The organism is Zobellia nedashkovskayae (genome assembly GCF_015330125.1).
Lineage (GTDB): Bacteria > Bacteroidota > Bacteroidia > Flavobacteriales > Flavobacteriaceae > Zobellia > Zobellia nedashkovskayae.
The window spans coordinates 3,240,348-3,261,805 of the sequence record NZ_JADDXR010000002.1; the positions used below are offsets into that span (position 1 = coordinate 3,240,348).

Below are 21,458 nucleotides of genomic sequence, written 5' to 3' on the forward strand. Positions count from 1 at the left end.
ACTTACAAAATTATATTCTAACACTAACCATTTGACTATGAATTACTCCATACCATAAACTTAAAATACTACGGTTTTGAAAAAAGTTAAACTTTACTATTTAGTCTTTAGCGTTTTACTACCCGTGGCGGTGTCAATATAGGTCATGTTAAACATAAAATGAAGGAATTATTGTTGTGTGTTTCAGCTAATTTTTTCTTTCATGTGCATATATAACCATTGGAAGACACTTTTTATCCGTTCAACTATAGACCTATGGTGTATAGCTTTAAAAATTGTTTCGATAAATCCGTAATGATTTTCTTTGACTTGGTGATTTAGGTTTCTTGATATCCAAGAGTACTACTGTCTAATAGTTTCTTGAATCAATACCAAGTCTATCATGTCAATTTTCAAAACAGCCCCCCACGCTTTCAATATTGCATTATGAAAATAGAATCTTCTAAATTTAAGAACAAATTACTATCGCTGGTATTTTTGCTTTTTGCCATAGCAAGTTCTTATGCACAGCTTAGCGATTTACATTACTTACCACCGTTACGACAAAGAGCAGCCGATCTAAACGAGCAAGCGGTTTATTTATCTACACCAGAGATCACACCTTTTACCGTTAATATTTATCAAGGAACTTTAACTACTCCAGTGGCTGTAGTAAGCGTTTCTAACTTAGCACCTTATGTTTATACATTACCAAATGGTCAGAACGATATAACCATGGTTAATGATGTAAACGTTGGTGTTGTATTAAGTTCTAGCGGACTGCGTTTTGAGGCTCCAGGTGGGGAAAAGTTTTATGTGAATTATAGAGGTAGAAATACTGTTCAGGGTGCCTCTTTAACTTCTAAAGGTAGGGCTGCAATAGGGAAGCATTTTAAATGGGGTGGCGCTCCATTAATTAGAAATAAAAGTATACATAATGCCACCTTAGGTATTATGGCTACAGAAGATAATACCACGGTTACTATATCAGATTATAATCCGGATTGTGTATTTAGGCTCGGAACAGATGTTGATGGACTAACAGCTGATACAATTACGGTAACGCTGAATAAAGGTCAAAGTTACGTAGTAGAGAACAGAGGCGCTTTAGGAGATGCAAACAAGGATGGTTGGTTAGGTGCCGATGTACTTTCAGATAAAGATATTGTCATTAGTAACGGAAATATTTTGGTTGGAGTAGTCGCTTCGTCCGGTGCACAAGATGCAGGTATAGATCAACCGGTACCTATTGAAACACTTGGAAGAGAATATGTTTTTGTTAGAGGAGGAGGGTCTGATGCCCTTGAATTTCCTATAATAATTGGAACCGTAAATGGTACTGAGATTTTTGTTAACGGAGCTACAACTCCTATTGCAACCATAAACGACGGTGATTATTTTCTAATTCCAGGATCTAATTATTTAGGTTCAACGGCAGGTAGTAATGTAACTGTAGTTACTTCTAAAAATGTATACGCATACCAATGTTTAGCGGGTAGTACTAGTCCGGCTACAAATGGATTAAATTTTATTGCACCGGTAAATTGTTTATTACCGAGTTCGTTAAATAATATTGCTCAAATAGAAGATTTAGTAGGTTTAGATATTGATGGAGGTTTAACTATTATTGCATCTACTACAACACCAGATGCGAATATCGTAGTAACAGATGGATCAGGTGTCGTTACATTACCAACACCAAATATGGCCTCTGGGCTGCCGTGGAAAAGTTTTTATTTACCTAGTTTAACAGGAAGTATCTCTGTAGAATCTTCTGGACCCATAGCAGTGGGAGTTGTTGGTTTAAGTGGTGCACTAGGTATTGGAGGGTATTTTTCTGGTTTTGATACATTACCTACTGTAGATTACTCTATCTCTGGATTAGGGTGTTTAGGCGAAACTATATCGCTAGACGAACCTTTTGATACCTACCAATGGTACCAAGATGGCGTTGCTGTAGCTGGTGCAAATGCTATTGATTTTACACCTCCATCCATTGGGGATATTTTTGTTAGAGTTTCTAAGGGCGGTTGTTCTTACGATTCTAATGTAATACCTATGTTCTTCTGTGATCCAGACATTGTTTTAACCAAAACAGCGGATAACACAATTTACTCCGAAGGAGAAAATATAACATTTACAATTACTGTAGAAAGTTTAGGTTTAGATGATGTTACAAACCTGGTTATTAATGATGTTTTGCCTGCTGGTTTAACGTTAGTTAGTGCAACTCCCAACACAGGTACTTGGTCCGCTCCAAATTGGAATGTGGGTACTATGGTAAAGGGTGAAAAGCAAACATTGGTTATTGTAGCTTCGGCAGATGATATAGATGCAGCGGTTCCTTCCATAAGCGTTACGAACACTATCTCTAACACGCAAGATCAAATAGACTCCAATTCTTCTGTTGATGATACGACAGAAGTAATTACCATAGAAAATTTAGATGATGATAATGATGGAGTACCGGATACTTTAGATATCTGTGAAGGATTTGATGATACCGTAGATACTGATTTAGATGGAATTCCAAATGGCTGTGATAGTGATGATGACAATGATGGTATTCTAGATGTAGATGAATTTAATAAGGATTGTGGTTTAGTTGCTACAAATGATATTCATTTTACGGATTCTTCATATAATTTAATTCCGGCAAATAGTAATGATGGCGATTTAGTAGCATACATAAAAGATTTTGATAATGATATTACAGCGGTTGCCACTACTACGATAGGAACAGGTACATTCCCAGCTGGAAATCCAAATTACACAGATGGTACGATACAAGTAGATATGCAAACCCGTAACTCAAATTCTGCAGTTACCGGTACAACAACAGAAATTGTATTTTCTGAACTTATACTATCCACAGAATTTAATGTAAGAAGTTTAGCAAGAAATGCTTCAGGCAGTTACGATGAAAGTCAGAATATCAAATTTTATAATAATAGCGTTCAAGTAGAGTTTCCTGCAGATATTTATTCTACTAGCGGAACCGTAGGTACAGGAGCTTCTTATGATCAAGTTTCGGGAGAAGCGGTAGCAGCCATAATTGGTGGTTCTGCCCAAGAAGCGAACTTCAGATTTAATATAGACAAAGGAATTAATAGAATAGTTATAACACAATCTACAACCGCTAATGCCGATAATATTGGCTGGAGGGTTAATACATTGTGTACACTGTATACGGATACTGATAATGATGGTATTTATGATCACCTTGATTCTGATAGTGATAACGATGGTTGTCCTGATGCTTTAGAAGGTAACGCAAGTTATGATTATGGTGATTTAGATGGAAGTTTTAGACTAACGGCAACTATTGATGCTGCAGGAATCCCTGGAGGGGTTTCTCAAGGTATAGGAACTTCTAAGGATAATTTACAACAAGCTATCGAATGTTCAGAATGTAATCCAAACCATCCCTTATATAATGACGAAGATGGAGATTCTATAGGTGATGCCTGTGATGAAGATGATGATAATGATGGTATAACGGATGCTTTAGAATGCACACCTGCAAAAGGCTCAATTTTAACTGGAGATGATTCACTATTACTTACCGGAGAATATAATAATGGCGATGGAGTTAGTCAACAGTTTACAATTACATCTACAGAATATAATATTTCAGATAAAACGGGCCCAGCTTATGACGGTTTACAACTAAGGTGGAATCAGGGTACCGATCCTACTGTTCAAATAACCCTTACTTTACAAGAGCCGGTAAATGCGGTTCAACAAGGAATTCGTGTTTCTTATTATGAGCCTAATAGTGAAGTAGGTGGCATACAAAATGCAGATAAAACCATAACCATTACTTGGCCAGGAGGCGGTACGGCAGTTTTGTCTGACCCACTGGGAGAAACAGATTTAGGAAATGGCGCGGTAATAACTTCAGGTACACCTTTTCAAGTTGCTCCTGATGCAGCTGGACTTTCCAGATTAGCACCAGATTCTCAATGGTCTTTATTAATAGATACAAGTACCGGAATAACCTTCCCTATGGATATCGTTTATGATGCAGATGGCACAATAAATAGTAGTGCAAATCATGTAAACGAAGGCTTTGCTTTTAGGTCTGTTGTATCATGTGATGTAGACAATGATGGTGTTCCAAATATATTTGATCTGGATAGTGATAATGACGGAATTTATGATGTAGTAGAATCAGGTGGTACAGATGCGGATGCCAATGGTATTGCAGATGGTAGCATTAGCGCAACAGGTATTCCTAGTACGGCAGGGGCTGGGACAACTCCTATTGAAACAACAATAGAAACACCAGATTACTTAAATTTAGATAGTGATGCAGATGGTTGTTCTGATGCCAATGAAGCATATGAGGACAGTACTGCAGATAATGGTGATGGATTAGAATATAATGATTCGGATTCAGCAACCGTCAGCGATGGTTCAGGAACAATATTAGCGAATGGATTGGTAGCGTCAGCTGCTTATTCAACTAGCAATGTAAGTGCGGTAACTACCGAAGATTTAGATTTGGATGGCGATGGATTAGTAGGTATTTGTGATTTAGATGATGATGGTGATGGCGATCCAGATATTACAGATACTGATCCTTTAGATCCTTGTGTATTTAGCACAAATCAAGTTGCAGCAAATGCAGAGGCAAGTTGGAATGCATTGGATTGTGATGGTGATGGCGAAACAAACGGATTCGAAATAGCCAACGGTACAGATCCATCAGACCCTTGTGAAGTTACGGTTCCAACGGTACGTACTTCAACAGATGAGAACTATGTTATTTGGGCAGCCGAAGACTGTGATGGAGATAATCTTGATAATGGAACAGAAGCTACTAATGGTACCGATCCTTTCAATACTGATACGGATGGTGATGGCGTTCAAGATGACGTTGACAGCGATGCACTAGATCCATGTGATCCAGTACAAGCTGCAGGTTATTTAGGTTATGACGCAACCAATGCTATTTGGGCTGCGGCAGATTGTGATGGTGACGGAGTTACCAATGGAACCGAAGATACAAATGGAACCGACCCTTATAGTACAGATACTGACGGTGATGGTATACCCGACAATATAGATGCAGCTCCATTAGACCCTTGTGATCCAGTTCAGCCAGCGGGTTATGCGGGTTATGTTGCTACCAATGCTATTTGGGCAGCGGCAGATTGTGATGGTGATAATGTTACCAATGGTGCGGAAGCTACCAATGGTTCTGATCCATACAACACCGATACCGATGGCGACGGAGTTCAGGATGATATAGATACAGATGCATTAGATCCTTGCGACCCCGTGCAAGCTGCAGGATATACAGGTTATGATGCCACCAATGTTATTTGGGCAGGGGCAGATTGTGATGGTGACGGAGTTATAAATAGCACAGAAGTAACCAATGGTACAGATCCTTACAGTTCAGATACTGATGGTGACGGTGTACCGGACAGCACAGATACGGATGCACTAAACCCTTGTAATCCAGTCCAACCTGCAGGGTATACCGGTTACGATGCTACAAATGCCATTTGGGCAGCGGCAGATTGTGATGGCGATAATGTTCTTAATGGCACGGAAGCTACTAATGGTTCTGATCCATACAACACCGACACCGATGGTGACGGAGTTCAAGATGATGTTGATAGCGATGCACTAAATCCTTGTGATCCAGTACAAGCAGCAGGCTATACTGGTTATGATGCTAGCAATGCAATTTGGGCGGCAGCGGATTGTGATGGCGACGGAGTAATCAATAGTACAGAAGTTACCAACGGTACGGATCCATATAGTACAGATACCGATGGCGATGGTGTGCCGGATGATACAGATGCAGATCCATTAGAACCTTGTGACCCTTCACAAATGGCAGGATATGCTTTGTATGATGCGAGCAATGCTATTTGGGCAGCGGCAGATTGTGATGGCGATAATGTTACTAATGGTACCGAAGATACTAATGGTACAGACCCTTACAATACAGATACAGATGGTGATGGAGTTCAAGATGATGTAGATACAGATGCATTAGATCCTTGTGATCCAGTACAAGCTGCAGGGTATACAGGATATGTTTCTACTAATGCCATTTGGGCAGCGGCGGATTGTGATGGCGACGGAGTTACAAATGGTACAGAAGTTACTAACAGTACTGATCCATATAGCACAGATACAGATGGAGATGGGGTTGCAGATGATGTAGATACAGATGCTTTAGATCCTTGTACTCCTGTACAAGCTGCAGGTTATACAGGTTATGATGCCACTAACCCTATTTGGGCAGCGGCAGATTGTGATGGCGATGGAGTTATAAATAGCACAGAAGTTGTCAATGGTACAGATCCGTATAATGCAGATTCAGATGGTGATGGCATTGATGATGGTCAAGAAGATTTAGATGGTACGGACCCTTTAAATGATTGCGAATCTATAGGAGGTACTCCGCTATCAACAAGTGACTGTGATAGTGATGGCGTGCAAAATTCTTTAGATGCTTGTGAAGGTTTTGATGATGCCATAAATGCAGATGGTGATGCATGGCCAGATGCCTGTGATGAAGATGATGATAACGATGGTATTCCAGATACCGTTGAAGGAGCTACTGATTTTGATGGCGATGGTGTTCCAAACAGCTTAGATCTTGATAGTGATAATGATGGTATTCCAGATGTTGTTGAAACAGGGAATGGTAGTCTAGATACTGATGGGAACGGATCTATAGATAGTTCAGAAAGTAATGTTGGTACAAATGGTGTTCCAGATGCAGCAGAAGATGGCGGAGTTGATGGGGCTGGAGTTTCTGTGGTCCCTGTAAACAGTGATAATGCTGCTGGTGCAGATTATTTAGATATCGATTCTGATAATGATGGTATTAAAGATTTGGTTGAAGCACAATCAGATGCTGGATTAATGCAAGCATCGGGTAATGATACGGATTTAGATGGTGTTGATGATTCGTTTGATGTAGACAATGGAGGAAGCTTTAGTAATGCGCCTGAAAATACAGATGGTGACAGTTTCCCAGATTATTTAGATTTAGATAGTGATGCGGACGGCATTGTAGATAACATAGAATGGCAATCTACATCGGGTTATCTTAGTCCATCTACAGATTCTGATGGTAATGGTTTGGCAGATAATTACGAAGTAGCACCTGCCGGTTCTGGTCAATCCATAAATGAACCTGAAAACTCAGATGGTCAGGATATGCCAGATTTTAGGGATACAGATTCTGATAATGATGGTTTAAGCGACACTATAGAGGTGTATGATTATAATGATGATTTAGCAGCAGATGTTACACCTTCGGGCACAGATGCTGATAATGATGGAATTGATGATGCTTTTGATTTAAGTATCGCGGCGCCTAATGGTTTAGAAGACCCTAATGGAGCAACAAATAACAATCAAGATGTAACTGGGTTCTTAAATACTCAAGATCCCTTTACCAGCGAAGTAGATTTTAGAGATGAACATGTGCATTTAGAACCTACTGATACCGATGGTGATGGCATTGATAATCTCATAGATATCGACAATGATAACGATGGTATTTTAGATTATGTAGAATCTTTAGGTTTCGACCCTACTGATAATTTAGGTGATCCTTGTCCTGTTACACCATTCATTTTTACAGGTACTCCAACGGATGTGGGAGGAAGTAATACAGGTGCGATTGGAGATCAGTATAGATTTTCTAATGTTAATACTATAGATGGTAATGTATTGGATGCCATTATTACCATAACAGACAAAACTAGTAATATCACCACTTTTGATATTGAAAAAACACCTGGTGATAATATATGGAATATGGAATACGGTGGTTCGCCATCCTTTGCCAATGAAGAGTTTGAAATGGAATTCAATATCCAGTTTGTTCTTACCGGAACCCTCACGCAATTTAATGTAGACAGAATTGGAGGTACCATAGCAGATATTGATGGAGCTAATTTTAAAGAAAGTGTCGCATTAATAAGGCCCGGCTTATATGCTATTGATAGTAATAGCTTATTAATTGAAGTTGATAATTTAGCAACAGGTAAGACTACATTTATTGGTCCTAGTGAAACTTGGACAGGTGTGGATGATGGTGCTCGATTAGCCATGTATTTTAACTACTACAAAACAGATGATATCACCTTATCATTTATATCGGAAGCACTAAATGTAAGTCCAAACACGCATTTAGGTTCTGTTAACTTAGATGAATGCAGTATCAACGGATTATTCAGCCCTAACAATACAACAACAAATACGGGGTCAGGCGGTAACCAATCTGGTCCAGGAACTGCTCCGGTCTTTACGGTGAACGATGGTATTGATAGTGACAATGACGGTATTGCCGATAATCTGGATATTGATTCTGATAATGATGGAATTCCAGATAACGTAGAAGCACAACTTACAGCGTCATATATCCCTAGAGGAGTAGATGATAGTGACACGGACGGTTTAGGTGATGCATATGAAGGTTCAGGTAATGAAGGCTTAACAACTATTGATACGGATTTAGATGGCATTCCAGATTATATAGATTTAGATTCTGATAATGATGGTATCAATGATACGACTGAGGCAGGCTTTACCTTGGCTTCAAATAATTTAGATGCAGATGCTGATGGTTTATTAAATGGATATGATGATGTAGATACCACTGGTGGTGTGTTTGATTCAAATGATGATCAAGACAATGGAGCTTCAGATTTACCCAATATATCCAAGACAACAACTCCCGAAGTAGATTACCGTGAAGTTGGTATTGATGATAATGATTTGGATGGCATAGCTGATTCAATCGATTTAGATGATGATAATGACGGTATTTTGGATACGCTTGAAACTTCAGGTACTGATCCAAGTGCTGATGACGATTCTGACGGACTTTTAAATTATCAAGACACAGATTTAGGTACTGATGCAAATGGAGATGGTATTGTAGATATTTTTGATACCGATAATGATGGTGTTCCCAATCATTTTGATTTAGATGCGGATAATGATGGTATTTATGATGCGGTAGAATCAGGAAGTAATCAAGCTTTTACTGCTGGTATTCTAGATGGTGTTGTGGGTACTGATGGTATTCCAAATACAGTACAAGCAAGTGGTCAGCAAAATAGCGGTACTATAGATTATACGGCACTAGATTCTGAAACTGCCCCTGATGGAATAGCAGATTTCCTTGAATTAGATGCTGATGGAGATGGATGTAATGATGTTATTGAAGCAGGATATACAGATACAGATGAGGACGGAATATTAGGTGATGGAATAACAGTTGTAGATTCAAATGGAATTGTAACAGGAACCAATGTTTCTGACGGATACACCACACCAAATAATGCGGATAGTGCTACAGATACAGCATTTGATTTTCAACAACCAGGTGCTGTTCCAATAATTGCAACTGCAGCAGAACAACCTCAAGATTTGCTAACTAATGGAAGTTCTCCAGAGACCTTTATAGTAACCGCCGCAGGTACAGAAGTAGTATACCAATGGCAAGTTGATAATCAATTAGGTGGTGGTTTTGTTGATATAGATGATACCAATGCAACTGATATTTATACGGGAAGTACAACTGCAACACTAACGTTAACCGGCATTACAATTACGGAAAACGGATATGAGTATAGAGTAGTAATTACGGAAACGTCTTTTGTATGTTCTCCGTTAATTTCAGCGAATGCACTTCTAACTGTAGATGTAACTCCACCAGTTCCACCTACGGTAGAAAGTCAAATTACAAATGATACAACACCTGTTATTACCGGAACTGCAGAGGCTAATTCTACAGTAGAAGTAGAAGTAGGAGGAGCATTTTATACAGTAATTGCCGATAGCTCGGGCAACTGGACAATAGATACCGAAACAGTTACACCAGAAAGCGGAACATTCGCGCCAAATGTAAATGGTACTAATGAAGTAGTCATAACAAGTACTGATGCAGCGGGTAATAGCGCTGTAGATGTTACAACTTTAGAGTTAACGATAGATACTACAGAACCAGAAATTCCAACAGTAGAAAGTCAAATTACAAATGATACCACACCTGTTATTACAGGAACTGCAGAAGTTAATTCTACAGTTACAGTAGTAGTTGGCGGAGCAACATATGAAACGGTTGCCGATAGCTTAGGAGACTGGTCAATTGATACTGAAGTAATCGCTCCAATTAGTGGAACATTTGCACCAAATATAAATGGTACTAATGAAGTGGCAGTAACAAGTACGGATGCTGCTGGTAACAGTGCGGTGGATATAACAACTTTAGAGTTGACAATTGATACGACGGACCCAACGGCTCCTACTGTGGAAATTGTAGAAGACACCAATAATGACGGTTTAATTAGTGAAGATGAGTTAACAGGGGATATTGACGCTGTAGTTACACTTCCTACTGATGCCGTTGCGGGTGATACGGTAACCATCACGGATGGAAATGGAAATTCTCAAGATGTAGTGCTTACCGCAATGGATATTACTAATGGTACTATTGCTGTTGTTATCGCTAATCCTGGTGATTCAGGTACTATTGTGTTGACCGCGAACATTACGGATGTTGCTGGTAATGTAGGTCCTGATAGTGCTACGGATACAGCGGTACTTGACCTTACCGACCCGACCGCTCCAACAATAGAAATAACGGAAGATATTAACGATGATGAATTAATAAATGAAGATGAACTAGTAGGAGATATCGATGCTCGTGTTACGCTTCCAGTGGATGCTGTAGCAGGAGATACAGTAACTGTTACCGACGGAAACGGAAACTCTCAAGATATTATATTAACAACAACTGATATCAGCAATGGATATATTGATGTAGTTATCGCCAACCCTGGAGATACGGGAACTATTGTAGTAACCGCCAATCTTACGGATGTTGCAGGCAATGTAGGGCCTAATAGCGCTACGGATACAGCGGTACTTGATATAACCGACCCAACGGCTCCTACTGTGGAAATTGTAGAAGACACCAATAATGACGGTTTAATTAGTGAAGATGAGTTAACTGGGGATATTGACGCTGTAGTTACACTTCCTACTGATGCCGTTGCGGGTGATACGGTAACCATCACGGATGGAAATGGAAATTCTCAAGATGTTGTATTAACAGTTTCTGACGCTACAAATGGTTTTATATTAGTTGTAATTGATAACCCGGGAGATGGAGGGACTATAGTAGTAACCGCAAATCTTACGGATGTTGCAGGTAATGTAGGTCCTGATAGTGCTACGGATACAGCGGTACTTGACCTTACCGACCCGACCGCTCCAACAATAGAAATAACGGAAGATATTAACGATGATGAATTAATAAATGAAGATGAACTAGTAGGGGATATCGATGCTCGTGTTACGCTTCCAGTGGATGCTGTAGCAGGAGATACAGTAACTGTTACCGACGGAAACGGAAACTCTCAAGATATTATATTAACAACAACTGATATCAGTAATGGATATATTGATGTAGTTATCGCAAACCCTGGAAATAACGGTACAATTGTCGTAACCGCAAACCTTACGGATATTGCAGGCAATGTAGGACCGGACAGTGCAACGGATACCGCAGTACTTGACCTTACAGACCCTGGTGCTCCAACTGTTATAATTATAGATGACAGTAATGATGACGAGCTTATAAACGAAGATGAGCTGACGGGCGATATTAACGCTGTAGTATCACTACCTGGTAATGCGGTCGCCGGTGATACAGTAACCATTACTGATGGGAATGGAAATTCTCAAGATGTTGTATTAACAGTTTCTGACGCTACAAATGGTTTTATATTAGTTGTAATTGATAACCCGGGAGATGGAGGGACTATAGTAGTAACCGCAAATCTTACGGATGTTGCAGGTAATGTAGGTCCTGATAGTGCTACGGATACCGCAACACTTGATCTTACAGACCCAACTGCACCAACAGTTGAAATTACGGAAGACACCAATAATGACGGATTAATTTCAGAAGATGAATTGGTAGGTGATATCGATGCTCGCATTACGCTCCCTACTGATGCGGAAGCGGGAGATACAGTGACTATTACGGACGGACATGGCAATTCTCAAGATGTGGTGTTGACGGCAACAGATATTGCCAATGGCAGTATTGACGTAGTTATCGCCAACCCTGGTGATACGGGAACTATAGTTGTAACCGCAAATATTACCGATGTTGCTGGTAACGTTGGTCCTGATAGTGCTACGGATACCGCAACACTTGATCTTACAGATCCTACAGCTCCAACTGTTGAAATTACTGAGGATACTAATAATGACGGATTAATAAGTGAAGATGAATTGGTAGGCGATATAGATGCTGTAGTAACGCTTCCAATGGATGCGGTAGTCGGAGATACGGTAACGATTACTGACGGAAATGGAAACTCACAAGATGTGGTGTTGACAGCAACCGATATTACAAATGGTAGTATTGATGTTGTTATCGCGAACCCTGGTGATACGGGAACTATAGTAGTTGCCGCTAACATTACGGATGTTGCAGGTAATGTAGGTCCGGACAGTGTTACGGATACCGCAACACTTGATCTTACAGATCCAACTGCACCAACAGCTGAAATTACGGAAGATACCAATAATGACGGATTAATAAGTGAAGATGAATTGGTAGGTGATATCGATGCTCGCGTTACGCTCCCTACTGATGCGGAAGCGGGAGATTCGGTTACTATTACAGATGGAAATGGAAACTCACAAGATGTGGTGTTGACGGCAACAGATATTATAAATGGATTTATAGATGTAATTATTGCCAATCCTGGTAATACGCCAACTATAGTAGTAACCGCTAACATTACAGATGTTGCTGGTAACGTTGGTCCTGATAGTGCAACGGATTCAGCAGTATTAGATCTCACTGATCCAACAGCACCAATAGTTGAAATCACTGAAGACACCAATAATGACGGATTAATAAGTGAAGATGAATTGGTTGGTGATATAGATGCCGTAGTAACGCTTCCAACGGATGCAGTAGTTGGAGATACGGTAACGATTACTGACGGAAACGGAAACTCACAAGATGTGGTGTTGACGGCAACCGATATTACCAATGGCAGTATTGATGTTGTTATCGCCAACCCTGGTGATACGGGAACTATAATAGTTGCCGCTAACATTACAGATGTTGCAGGTAATGTAGGTCCTGACAGTGTTACGGATACCGCAACACTTGATCTTACCGACCCAACTGCACCAATAGTTGAAATCACTGAAGACACCAATAATGACGGATTAATAAGTGAAGATGAATTGGTTGGCGATATCGATGCCGTAGTAACGCTTCCAATGGATGCGGTAGTCGGAGATACGGTCACGATTACTGACGGAAACGGAAACGCACAAGATGTTGTGTTGACGGCAATCGATATTACCAATGGTAGTATTGACGTAGTTATCGCCAACCCTGGTGATACGGGAACTATTTTAGTGACTGCTAATATAACAGATATTGCTGGTAACGTTGGTCCTGATAGTACTTCCGATATGGCGGTACTTGATCTTACAGATCCTACGGTCGATAGTTTTTCAACTATAGATATTACTCCTGTTCTAACAGGTCAAGGTGATGCAAATGAAACATTGTTAATTGAATTGGATACTGACGGAGATAATATTCCTGATGTTACGTATACGGTAATTACCGATACAAATGGAGATTGGAGTTTAGATACAGAAACTACAACACCAGATTCCGGTAGCTTTCCCAATCTATTAGATGAAGATGTCATTGCTATTACAGCTACTGATCCTTCAGGAAATACAGGAATAGGAGAGGTAACGGTTTCTGTAGATACAGATAATGATGGAATCGATGATAATGCGGAAACGCGATTAGGTACAGACCCTAATAATCCTGATACCGATGGTGATGGAATTAATGACGGCCAAGAAGTCAATGTAGATAATACAGATCCATTAGATGATTGTAGTTCTGTCAACGGATATCCGTTAGGAGATAGTGATTGTGATGATGACGGACTAACAACAGATGAGGAAGTCGCTTTAGGAACAGACATTGACAATCCGGATAGCGATAATGACGGACTTCTTGATGGGGAAGAAGTTACTCTAGATACTGATCCAAATGATTCCGATTCCGATGATGATGGTATCTTGGATGGTCAAGAAGTTTTAGACGGAACAAACCCTTTAGATGATTGTGACCATATTGATGGTACGGCACTTCCGAATAGTGATTGTGACGGTGACGGACTTACCACGGCACAAGAAGATGCAATAGGTACGGATTCATATGAAGCCGATACGGATGGTGATACAATACCTGATGGTCAAGAAATAGAGGATGGAACAGATCCACTTAATCCTTGTGACTCGTTAAACGGAGTACCAACGCTTGATGCTGGTTGTAACCCTGAAGTAGTTAACTCTGGTATTGCAGTGAGTAACGAGATTATTACACCAGATAACGACGGTACTAACGATGGGTTCATTATAGAAAATATAGAATCCTATCCTAATAACACCGTACAAATTTATAATCGTTGGGGAGTGATTGTTTATGAAATGTCGGGTTACGATAATAGTACAAATGTATTCACCGGTACTTCTAGTGGTAGAACAACCATTAATACGGATTCCAAACTACCGGTAGGTGTATACTTCTACGTGATCAAGTATGAGAACAACGGGATAAACCTAAGCAAGGCAGGCTACCTATATATCAATAGATAAAATATTTGTCCAAAACAAATAACCATGAAAAACCTTTTTGCACTATTCTTGTTCGTCTTTGCTGGTAGTACTTCTTTGCTTGCCCAGCAGGACGCGCAGTACACGCAGTACATGTACAACACGATATCGGTGAACCCTGCTTATGCAGGTTCCCGTGGGGTGTTCAGTATAGCGGCGCTGCACCGTTCGCAGTGGGTGGGCCTAGACGGCGCCCCTACGACGCAGACGCTCAATTTCCATACGCCGGTCTCCAAGCGTATCGGTCTTGGCCTGTCCGTAGTGAACGATGAGATCGGGAACGGTACGAACCAGGATACGTACGTGGACGCTGCCTTTTCGTATACGGTAAAGACGTCGGACGAAGGCAAGCTTTCCTTCGGGCTAAAAGCGGGCGGCCATTTGCTCAACGTTGATTTCTCTAAGTTGAGGAACTACGGTGCGGAGAGCAATTTGCCGAACATAGACAACAAGTTCTCGCCCAATATCGGGGCGGGGGTGTACTACCACACGGACCATTTCTATGCGGGGCTATCGGTACCCAACTTCCTCCAGACGGAGCATTTTGACGATTCGAACACGAACGCGAGTTCGTTCCTTGCCGAGGAGCGCATGAACTTCTACTTCATCACAGGATATGTCTTCGATGTGAACGACCGTTTGAAGTTCAAGCCTGCTGGGCTTGTAAAGGTGGTCAAGGGAGCACCTTTGCAGATAGACCTGAGCGCGAACTTCCTTTTGAACGACAAGTTCTCCTTGGGAGCGGCCTACAGATGGGACGCCGCGGTGAGCGCACTGTTCGGTTTCCAGATAACGGACCAGTTCATGGTAGGCCTTGCCTACGATAGGGAGACCACGGACCTGGGAGCGACGAGGTTCAACGACGGGTCTTTCGAGATTTTCCTCAGGTACGAGTTCCTAAACAGGTACAAACGCGTAATCACCCCAAGATTCTTTTAATAGACAAGCAGTCAAGACATAAAAAATAAGATATATTTTCTGTGGCTGGCCGAAATGAACATGGTCTCATAGGCTAAAAGGCACAAATGCTCCCCTATCGGCATAGACCTCGCTAATTATCTGAACAATGAATCTATTTATTTTTACAAGTACTTTATTTGGGAGGATGCCCGTATCAGTATCCAGAAGGTACTGGTGTTTACCAAAAAACAAACTTCTTGAGTTTTTTTAGCTCTATAACAGTTTCGTTCTATACATTTGCAAAGTAAGCTTTAGGGGTGTTCCAATAAATTAGGAACTGAGACATACCCTTTGAACCTGATGCGGTTAGTACCGCCGAAGGGAAAAGTTGAATAACACCTCGAAATGGGTGTTTACAGCCTTTTCATTAGAATACTCTATTTTTTCTATAGGAGTGTTTTCTTTTCAAAGACCTTTTCTAGACTTCTATTCTTACAGCATAAAATCTATACTGTATGATAACTATTCACATGAACCAAAAGCGGTTAGAAGTCAATTCTAATACCACCATTTATCAATTTTTACAACAAATTGATTCTTCTGTAAATGGTGTTGCGGTAGCTATAAACGAACAAATTGTCTCCAAAAATAATTGGCAAACCCAAAAACTGGAAGATCAAGATCAGGTATTGGTCATCCAGGCCGTCCAAGGCGGGTAATTGGAATACAGTTTTAGCGCAAAGCGAAAAATCAATTGAATTTAGAAAACTATATATAAACGAGTCAAAGCAATTAGCTTGAAGCTCCTAGCCACAAAAAAATGAAAAGTAAAGACACTGCCCCAAAACAAAACCACATTACCAGACAGCCCTTTCCGAATTCAAAAAAAATCTATGTAAGCGGTAAGATTTATCCGGAGATTAATGTCGCTATGCGAGAAATAGCATTGAGCGATACCAAGGATTCTTTAACAGGAAAGTTGAAACCAAACCAATCTGTCACGGTTTACGATACTTCAGGACCATATACCGATCCAGAAAAGAAGATTGACGTACATAGCGGAATCGAAAGAATAAAGGAGCAGTGGATTATAGGGCGAGGAGATGTTGAGCAGCTAGACAGTTTTTCTTCGGAGTATTGTAACGAGCGTTTAAACGATAACAGTCTAGATCATATGCGTTTTTCACTCTTAAAAAAGCCGTTGCGTGCTAAGAAGGGGAAGAATGTAACACAACTACATTATGCCAAACAGGGTATAATTACCCCTGAAATGGAATACATTGCCATTCGTGAAAATCAGCGAATAGATGAAATGACGGAGATTACCAAGCAGCATAAAGGCGAGCATTTTGGTGCAGCAATTCCAGATAAAATTACACCGGAATTTGTGAGGGAAGAAGTGGCTCGTGGACGTGCAGTAATTCCATCTAACATAAATCATCCAGAAGCGGAACCCATGATTTTGGGTCGTAATTTCTTAGTAAAAATTAATGCCAATATTGGCAACTCGGCTACTACGTCCTCAATAGAGGAGGAAGTAGAAAAGGCAGTTTGGGCTTGTCGTTGGGGAGCAGATAATATAATGGACCTTTCAACTGGTCAAAATATTCACGAAACACGAGAATGGATTATTCGTAATTCTCCGGTTCCAGTAGGAACGGTGCCAATTTATCAGGCTTTAGAAAAAGTAAACGGAGTTGCCGAAGACCTTACGTGGGAAATTTTCAGGGATACCTTAATTGAACAAGCCGAGCAGGGAGTTGATTATTTTACAATTCATGCAGGCGTTTTGTTACGTTACGTGCCCATGACGGCAAAACGCGTTACGGGTATTGTTTCCCGCGGCGGGTCTATCATGGCAAAGTGGTGTTTGGCCCATCATAAGGAAAGCTTTTTGTATACTCATTTTGAAGATATTTGCGAGATTCTAAAGCAGTACGATGTTGCTTTTTCATTAGGAGATGGTCTACGACCAGGGTCGGTTGCAGATGCCAATGACGAAGCTCAGTTTGCTGAATTGGAAACTCTAGGTGAATTGACAAAGATTGCTAGGAAGCATGAAGTACAATGTTTTATAGAAGGTCCAGGTCACGTGCCCATGCACATGATTAAAGAGAATATGGAAAGACAAATTGAGGTTTGTGACGAAGCTCCATTTTACACTTTAGGCCCTTTAACTACCGATATTGCACCAGGTTATGATCACATTACTTCAGGTATCGGAGCGGCTATGATCGGTTGGTTCGGTTGTGCCATGTTGTGTTATGTAACTCCAAAAGAGCATTTAGGTTTGCCAAATAAGGATGATGTGCGTACAGGTGTGGTTACCTATAAATTAGCTGCCCATGCCGCGGATTTGGCAAAAGGACATCCAGGAGCGCAGCATCGTGATAATGCTTTGAGCAAAGCCCGTTTTGAATTCCGTTGGGAAGACCAATTTAATCTTGGTTTAGATCCAGAGTTAGCTCTTGAGTATCATGATGAGACCTTGCCAGCGGATGGAGCTAAAATAGCCCACTTCTGTTCTATGTGCGGACCTAAATTCTGTTCTATGAAAATATCTCAGGAAGTTCGAGATTTTGCCGCTGCTAATGATATTGTAGATAACGAAGTCATTCAAAAAGGGATGGATGAAAAATCGCAAGAATTCAAGGATAAAGGATCAGAAGTATATTTGTAGTTCATAGTTTTATAGTATGATTATATTGATTGCACCAGAAGAAGATATATCAAATGAAATAGACATACTTAATCGCTTGTTTGAGGAAGGGTTGGAATATTATCATTTAAGAAAACCAAACAAAGATTATCAACAACATTGTGACTATTTGCATTTAATAGAAGAGAAATACCATAATAAGATAGTAGTTCATTATTATCATGAGCTGGTAAATACCTTTAATTTAAAAGGTATTCATTTTCAGGAACAGAAAAGGCGCGATAATATTGATAATCCAGGTCAATATTTTTTAAACCTTAGTATGTATGGAAAAACCATTAGCTCTTCTTTTCATGAACCAGAAGAGTTAGAAGCTTGCGGTTTTGAATTCGATTATCATTTATTGAGTCCGGTGTTTTCATCTATTTCAAAGAAAGGATATGAGGGTAGGGGATTTAATGTAAACCATATTGATAAAAGAATTATTGGTATGGGTGGTGTAACCAAAAACAACTTGTCTGAAATTGAAAAATTAGGATTTCAAGGTGTAGGAGTTTTAGGAGGAATCTGGAACAGTAAGACGCCTATTGAAGATTTTAAGGCGATGCAAGAATTTTATAGAAATAAGAGAAGATGAATATACCGAAACTACATTACATTTCTCAAGGAAAGACACCGGAAGAGCATTTAGAAAACATTCAGAAAGCCTGTACATCGGGAGCTGAATTGGTACAATTGCGCTTAAAAAACGTAAAGAAAAGTGTGGTACTTAAAACTGCAGAAAAAGCACGTGAAATAACGGCTCATTTTCAAACACGATTAATTATTAATGACCACTATCAAATTGCTAAAGAAGTAAAGGCAGATGGTGTGCACTTGGGTAAAACTGATGCCGACCCAGCAGTTGCCCGCAAATTTTTGGGCGATTATTATATCATTGGAGGTACCGCAAATACTTTGGACGATTCCTTGGCTTTAGTCAAAAAAGGAGTAAACTATATTGGTTTAGGCCCTTTTCGGTTTACTACTACAAAAGAAAATTTGAGTCCAATTATTCCACTTATAGGCTACCAAGGCATTGTGGAGGAGTTAAAATCAGATATGCCCATTATCGCCATTGGCGGAATTACCATAGATGATGTGCCGGAAATTTTAAAAACAGGTGTTTACGGAGTTGCCGCATCAGGTGAAATAACTAAGGATTTTAATAAAATAAATGCTTTTCATAAACTTTTGAAAGCGTCTTCTACCAACGAACAACCTTGGGACAGGGAAACAAATTTTTAGATATGACAGATGCACTTCAAATAGAAGATAAAACCTTTACCTCAAGGTTATTTACAGGTACGGGGAAGTTTTCGAGTTCCCAAAAAATGAGAGAAGCTATTCTGGCTTCGGAAAGTGAATTGGTTACCGTTGCGCTTAAAAGGGTAGAGGTAGATAATAAGTCTGATGATATGCTCAAGAGCCTCAATGCAGAACATATTAACCTATTACCAAATACTTCTGGGGTAAGGACGGCCAAAGAAGCCGTTTTTGCGGCACAATTGGCACGTGAGGCTTTGGAAACCAATTGGATGAAATTGGAGATTCACCCAGATCCAAGGTATCTTTTACCAGACCCTATAGAAACTTTAAAAGCGGCCGAAGAATTGGTGAAACTAGGTTTTGTAGTGATGCCTTATATTCATGCAGACCCGGTATTGTGCAAACGTTTGGAAGATGTGGGTGTACAATGTGTAATGCCTTTGGGTGCGCCTATAGGGAGTAATAAAGGTTTAAAAACAGATGATTTTCTTAAGATAATTATTGAACAAAGTAATGTGCCAGTTATTGTAGATGCCGGTATTGGTGCGCCGTCTCATGCGGCTTATGCCATGGAGCTTGGTGCAGATGCTGTTTTGGTGAATACGGCCATAGCAGTCTCCCAAAGTCCAGTTGAAATGGCAATTGCTTTTAAAATGGCGGTCGAAGCTGGCCGAATGGCATACCGAGCAAAATTGGCTCCGATGAAAGAAATTGCTGAAGCCAGTAGTCCACTTACCTCATTTTTGAATTAAAATAGACCTTATGTCCTTTAGAGATACGTTTGATGCGCATGATTGGAATACCCTTGAACAAGAAATTTATGCGGTTACCGAGGCAGAAGTGGCAGCAGTTCTAAAGAAAGATAAAATTTCGCTAGATGATTTTAAAACACTGATTTCTCCCGCTGCCAAACCATTTTTGGAAGAAATGGCGCAACGGAGTCATGAGTTGACCAAGAAGCGTTTTGGGAACACCATGCAGATGTATCTGCCCATGTATTTGTCCAACGAATGCCAGAATATTTGCACCTATTGTGGGTTTAGTATGACCAACAAAATTCCTCGGAAAACCTTGAGCGATACGGAGATTTTAAAAGAGGTAGCGCATATAAAGGAATTGGGTTATGACCATATTTTATTGGTTACAGGTGAAGCTAATAGAAAAGTAGGTGTAGCTTATATTAAGCATGCTATTGAGTTGATAAAAACGCATTTTTCTAATATCAGTATGGAGGTGCAGCCCATGGACCAAGAAGAATATGAAGAGTTGATGGAGGCTGGGCTGTATGCTGTTTTGGTATATCAAGAAACGTATCATGAAGCTACTTACAAAGTTCACCATCCCAAAGGTAAAAAGTCGAATTTTCATTACCGACTAGATACCCCAGACCGATTAGGAAAAGCTGGAATTCATAAAATAGGATTAGGTGCTTTGTTCGGTTTGGAGGACTGGCGGGTTGATAGTTTTTATACGGCCTTGCACTTAAAATATATGGAGAAGACCTACTGGAAAACGAAATACAGTATTTCATTTCCGCGATTGAGACCGCATCAAGGTGATGTACAGCCCAAAGTAGAAATGACAGATTCTGATTTAGTTCAGTTGATTTGTGCATATCGACTTTTAGATGAAGATGTAGAACTCTCCATGTCTACGAGGGAGAGTGAAACGTTCCGGAACAATATTATAAAACTGGGAATTACATCTATCAGTGCGGAATCTAAAACCAATCCGGGTGGTTATACAGCGGAACCAGAATCTTTAGAACAGTTTGAGATTTCTGATGAACGCTCTACAGCGGAAATTAAAGAAATGATAAAGAAACAAGGGTATGAACCTGTTTTTAAAGATTGGGAAATTTTTGCTTGATTTTGAGTACTATCGA

General features: G+C 40.2%; 8 protein-coding genes and 1 riboswitch. All 8 genes read left to right on the forward strand.

Annotated features, from left to right (window positions below; translation table 11 throughout):
- The first annotated feature begins 426 nt into the window (after positions 1 to 426).
- The 8 genes from IWB64_RS13390 (at position 427) to thiH (ending at position 21,442) form a co-directional block, all read left to right on the forward strand.
- A complete protein-coding gene (locus tag IWB64_RS13390; RefSeq protein WP_226975887.1) occupies positions 427 to 14,688 on the forward strand; it encodes an Ig-like domain-containing protein in 14,262 nt (4,753 codons plus the stop codon).
- A gap of 24 nt (positions 14,689 to 14,712) precedes the next feature.
- Positions 14,713 to 15,645 (forward strand): PorP/SprF family type IX secretion system membrane protein, encoded by a 933-nt coding sequence (locus IWB64_RS13395; RefSeq protein WP_194534475.1) that lies wholly within the window; start codon positions 14,713 to 14,715, stop codon positions 15,643 to 15,645.
- 264 nt (positions 15,646 to 15,909) lie between these two features.
- A riboswitch (TPP riboswitch) is annotated at positions 15,910 to 16,007 on the forward strand.
- A 114-nt stretch (positions 16,008 to 16,121) separates the two neighbouring features.
- Positions 16,122 to 16,325, forward strand: coding sequence for a sulfur carrier protein ThiS (thiS, locus tag IWB64_RS13400; RefSeq protein ID WP_194534476.1), 204 nt, complete (start codon positions 16,122 to 16,124; stop codon positions 16,323 to 16,325).
- A gap of 101 nt (positions 16,326 to 16,426) precedes the next feature.
- Positions 16,427 to 18,286 carry a phosphomethylpyrimidine synthase ThiC gene (gene thiC / locus IWB64_RS13405; protein ID WP_194534477.1) on the forward strand — a complete coding sequence of 620 codons (1,860 nt, stop codon included), beginning with the start codon at positions 16,427 to 16,429 and terminating at the stop codon, positions 18,284 to 18,286.
- Positions 18,287 to 18,302: 16 nt separating this feature from the next.
- Positions 18,303 to 18,902 carry a thiamine phosphate synthase gene (locus IWB64_RS13410; protein ID WP_194534478.1) on the forward strand — a complete coding sequence of 200 codons (600 nt, stop codon included), beginning with the start codon at positions 18,303 to 18,305 and terminating at the stop codon, positions 18,900 to 18,902.
- Entirely contained in the window at positions 18,899 to 19,552 is a 654-nt protein-coding gene (gene thiE / locus IWB64_RS13415) for a thiamine phosphate synthase (protein WP_194534479.1), read from the forward strand. The genes IWB64_RS13410 and thiE overlap by 4 nt, the downstream gene beginning before the upstream one ends.
- 2 nt (positions 19,553 to 19,554) lie before the next feature.
- Positions 19,555 to 20,325, forward strand: coding sequence for a thiazole synthase (locus IWB64_RS13420; protein WP_194534480.1), 771 nt, complete (start codon positions 19,555 to 19,557; stop codon positions 20,323 to 20,325).
- A gap of 10 nt (positions 20,326 to 20,335) precedes the next feature.
- Positions 20,336 to 21,442, forward strand: a complete 1,107-nt coding sequence (thiH, locus tag IWB64_RS13425; RefSeq protein WP_194534481.1) for a 2-iminoacetate synthase ThiH — start codon at positions 20,336 to 20,338, stop codon at positions 21,440 to 21,442.
- Positions 21,443 to 21,458 lie beyond the last annotated feature (16 nt).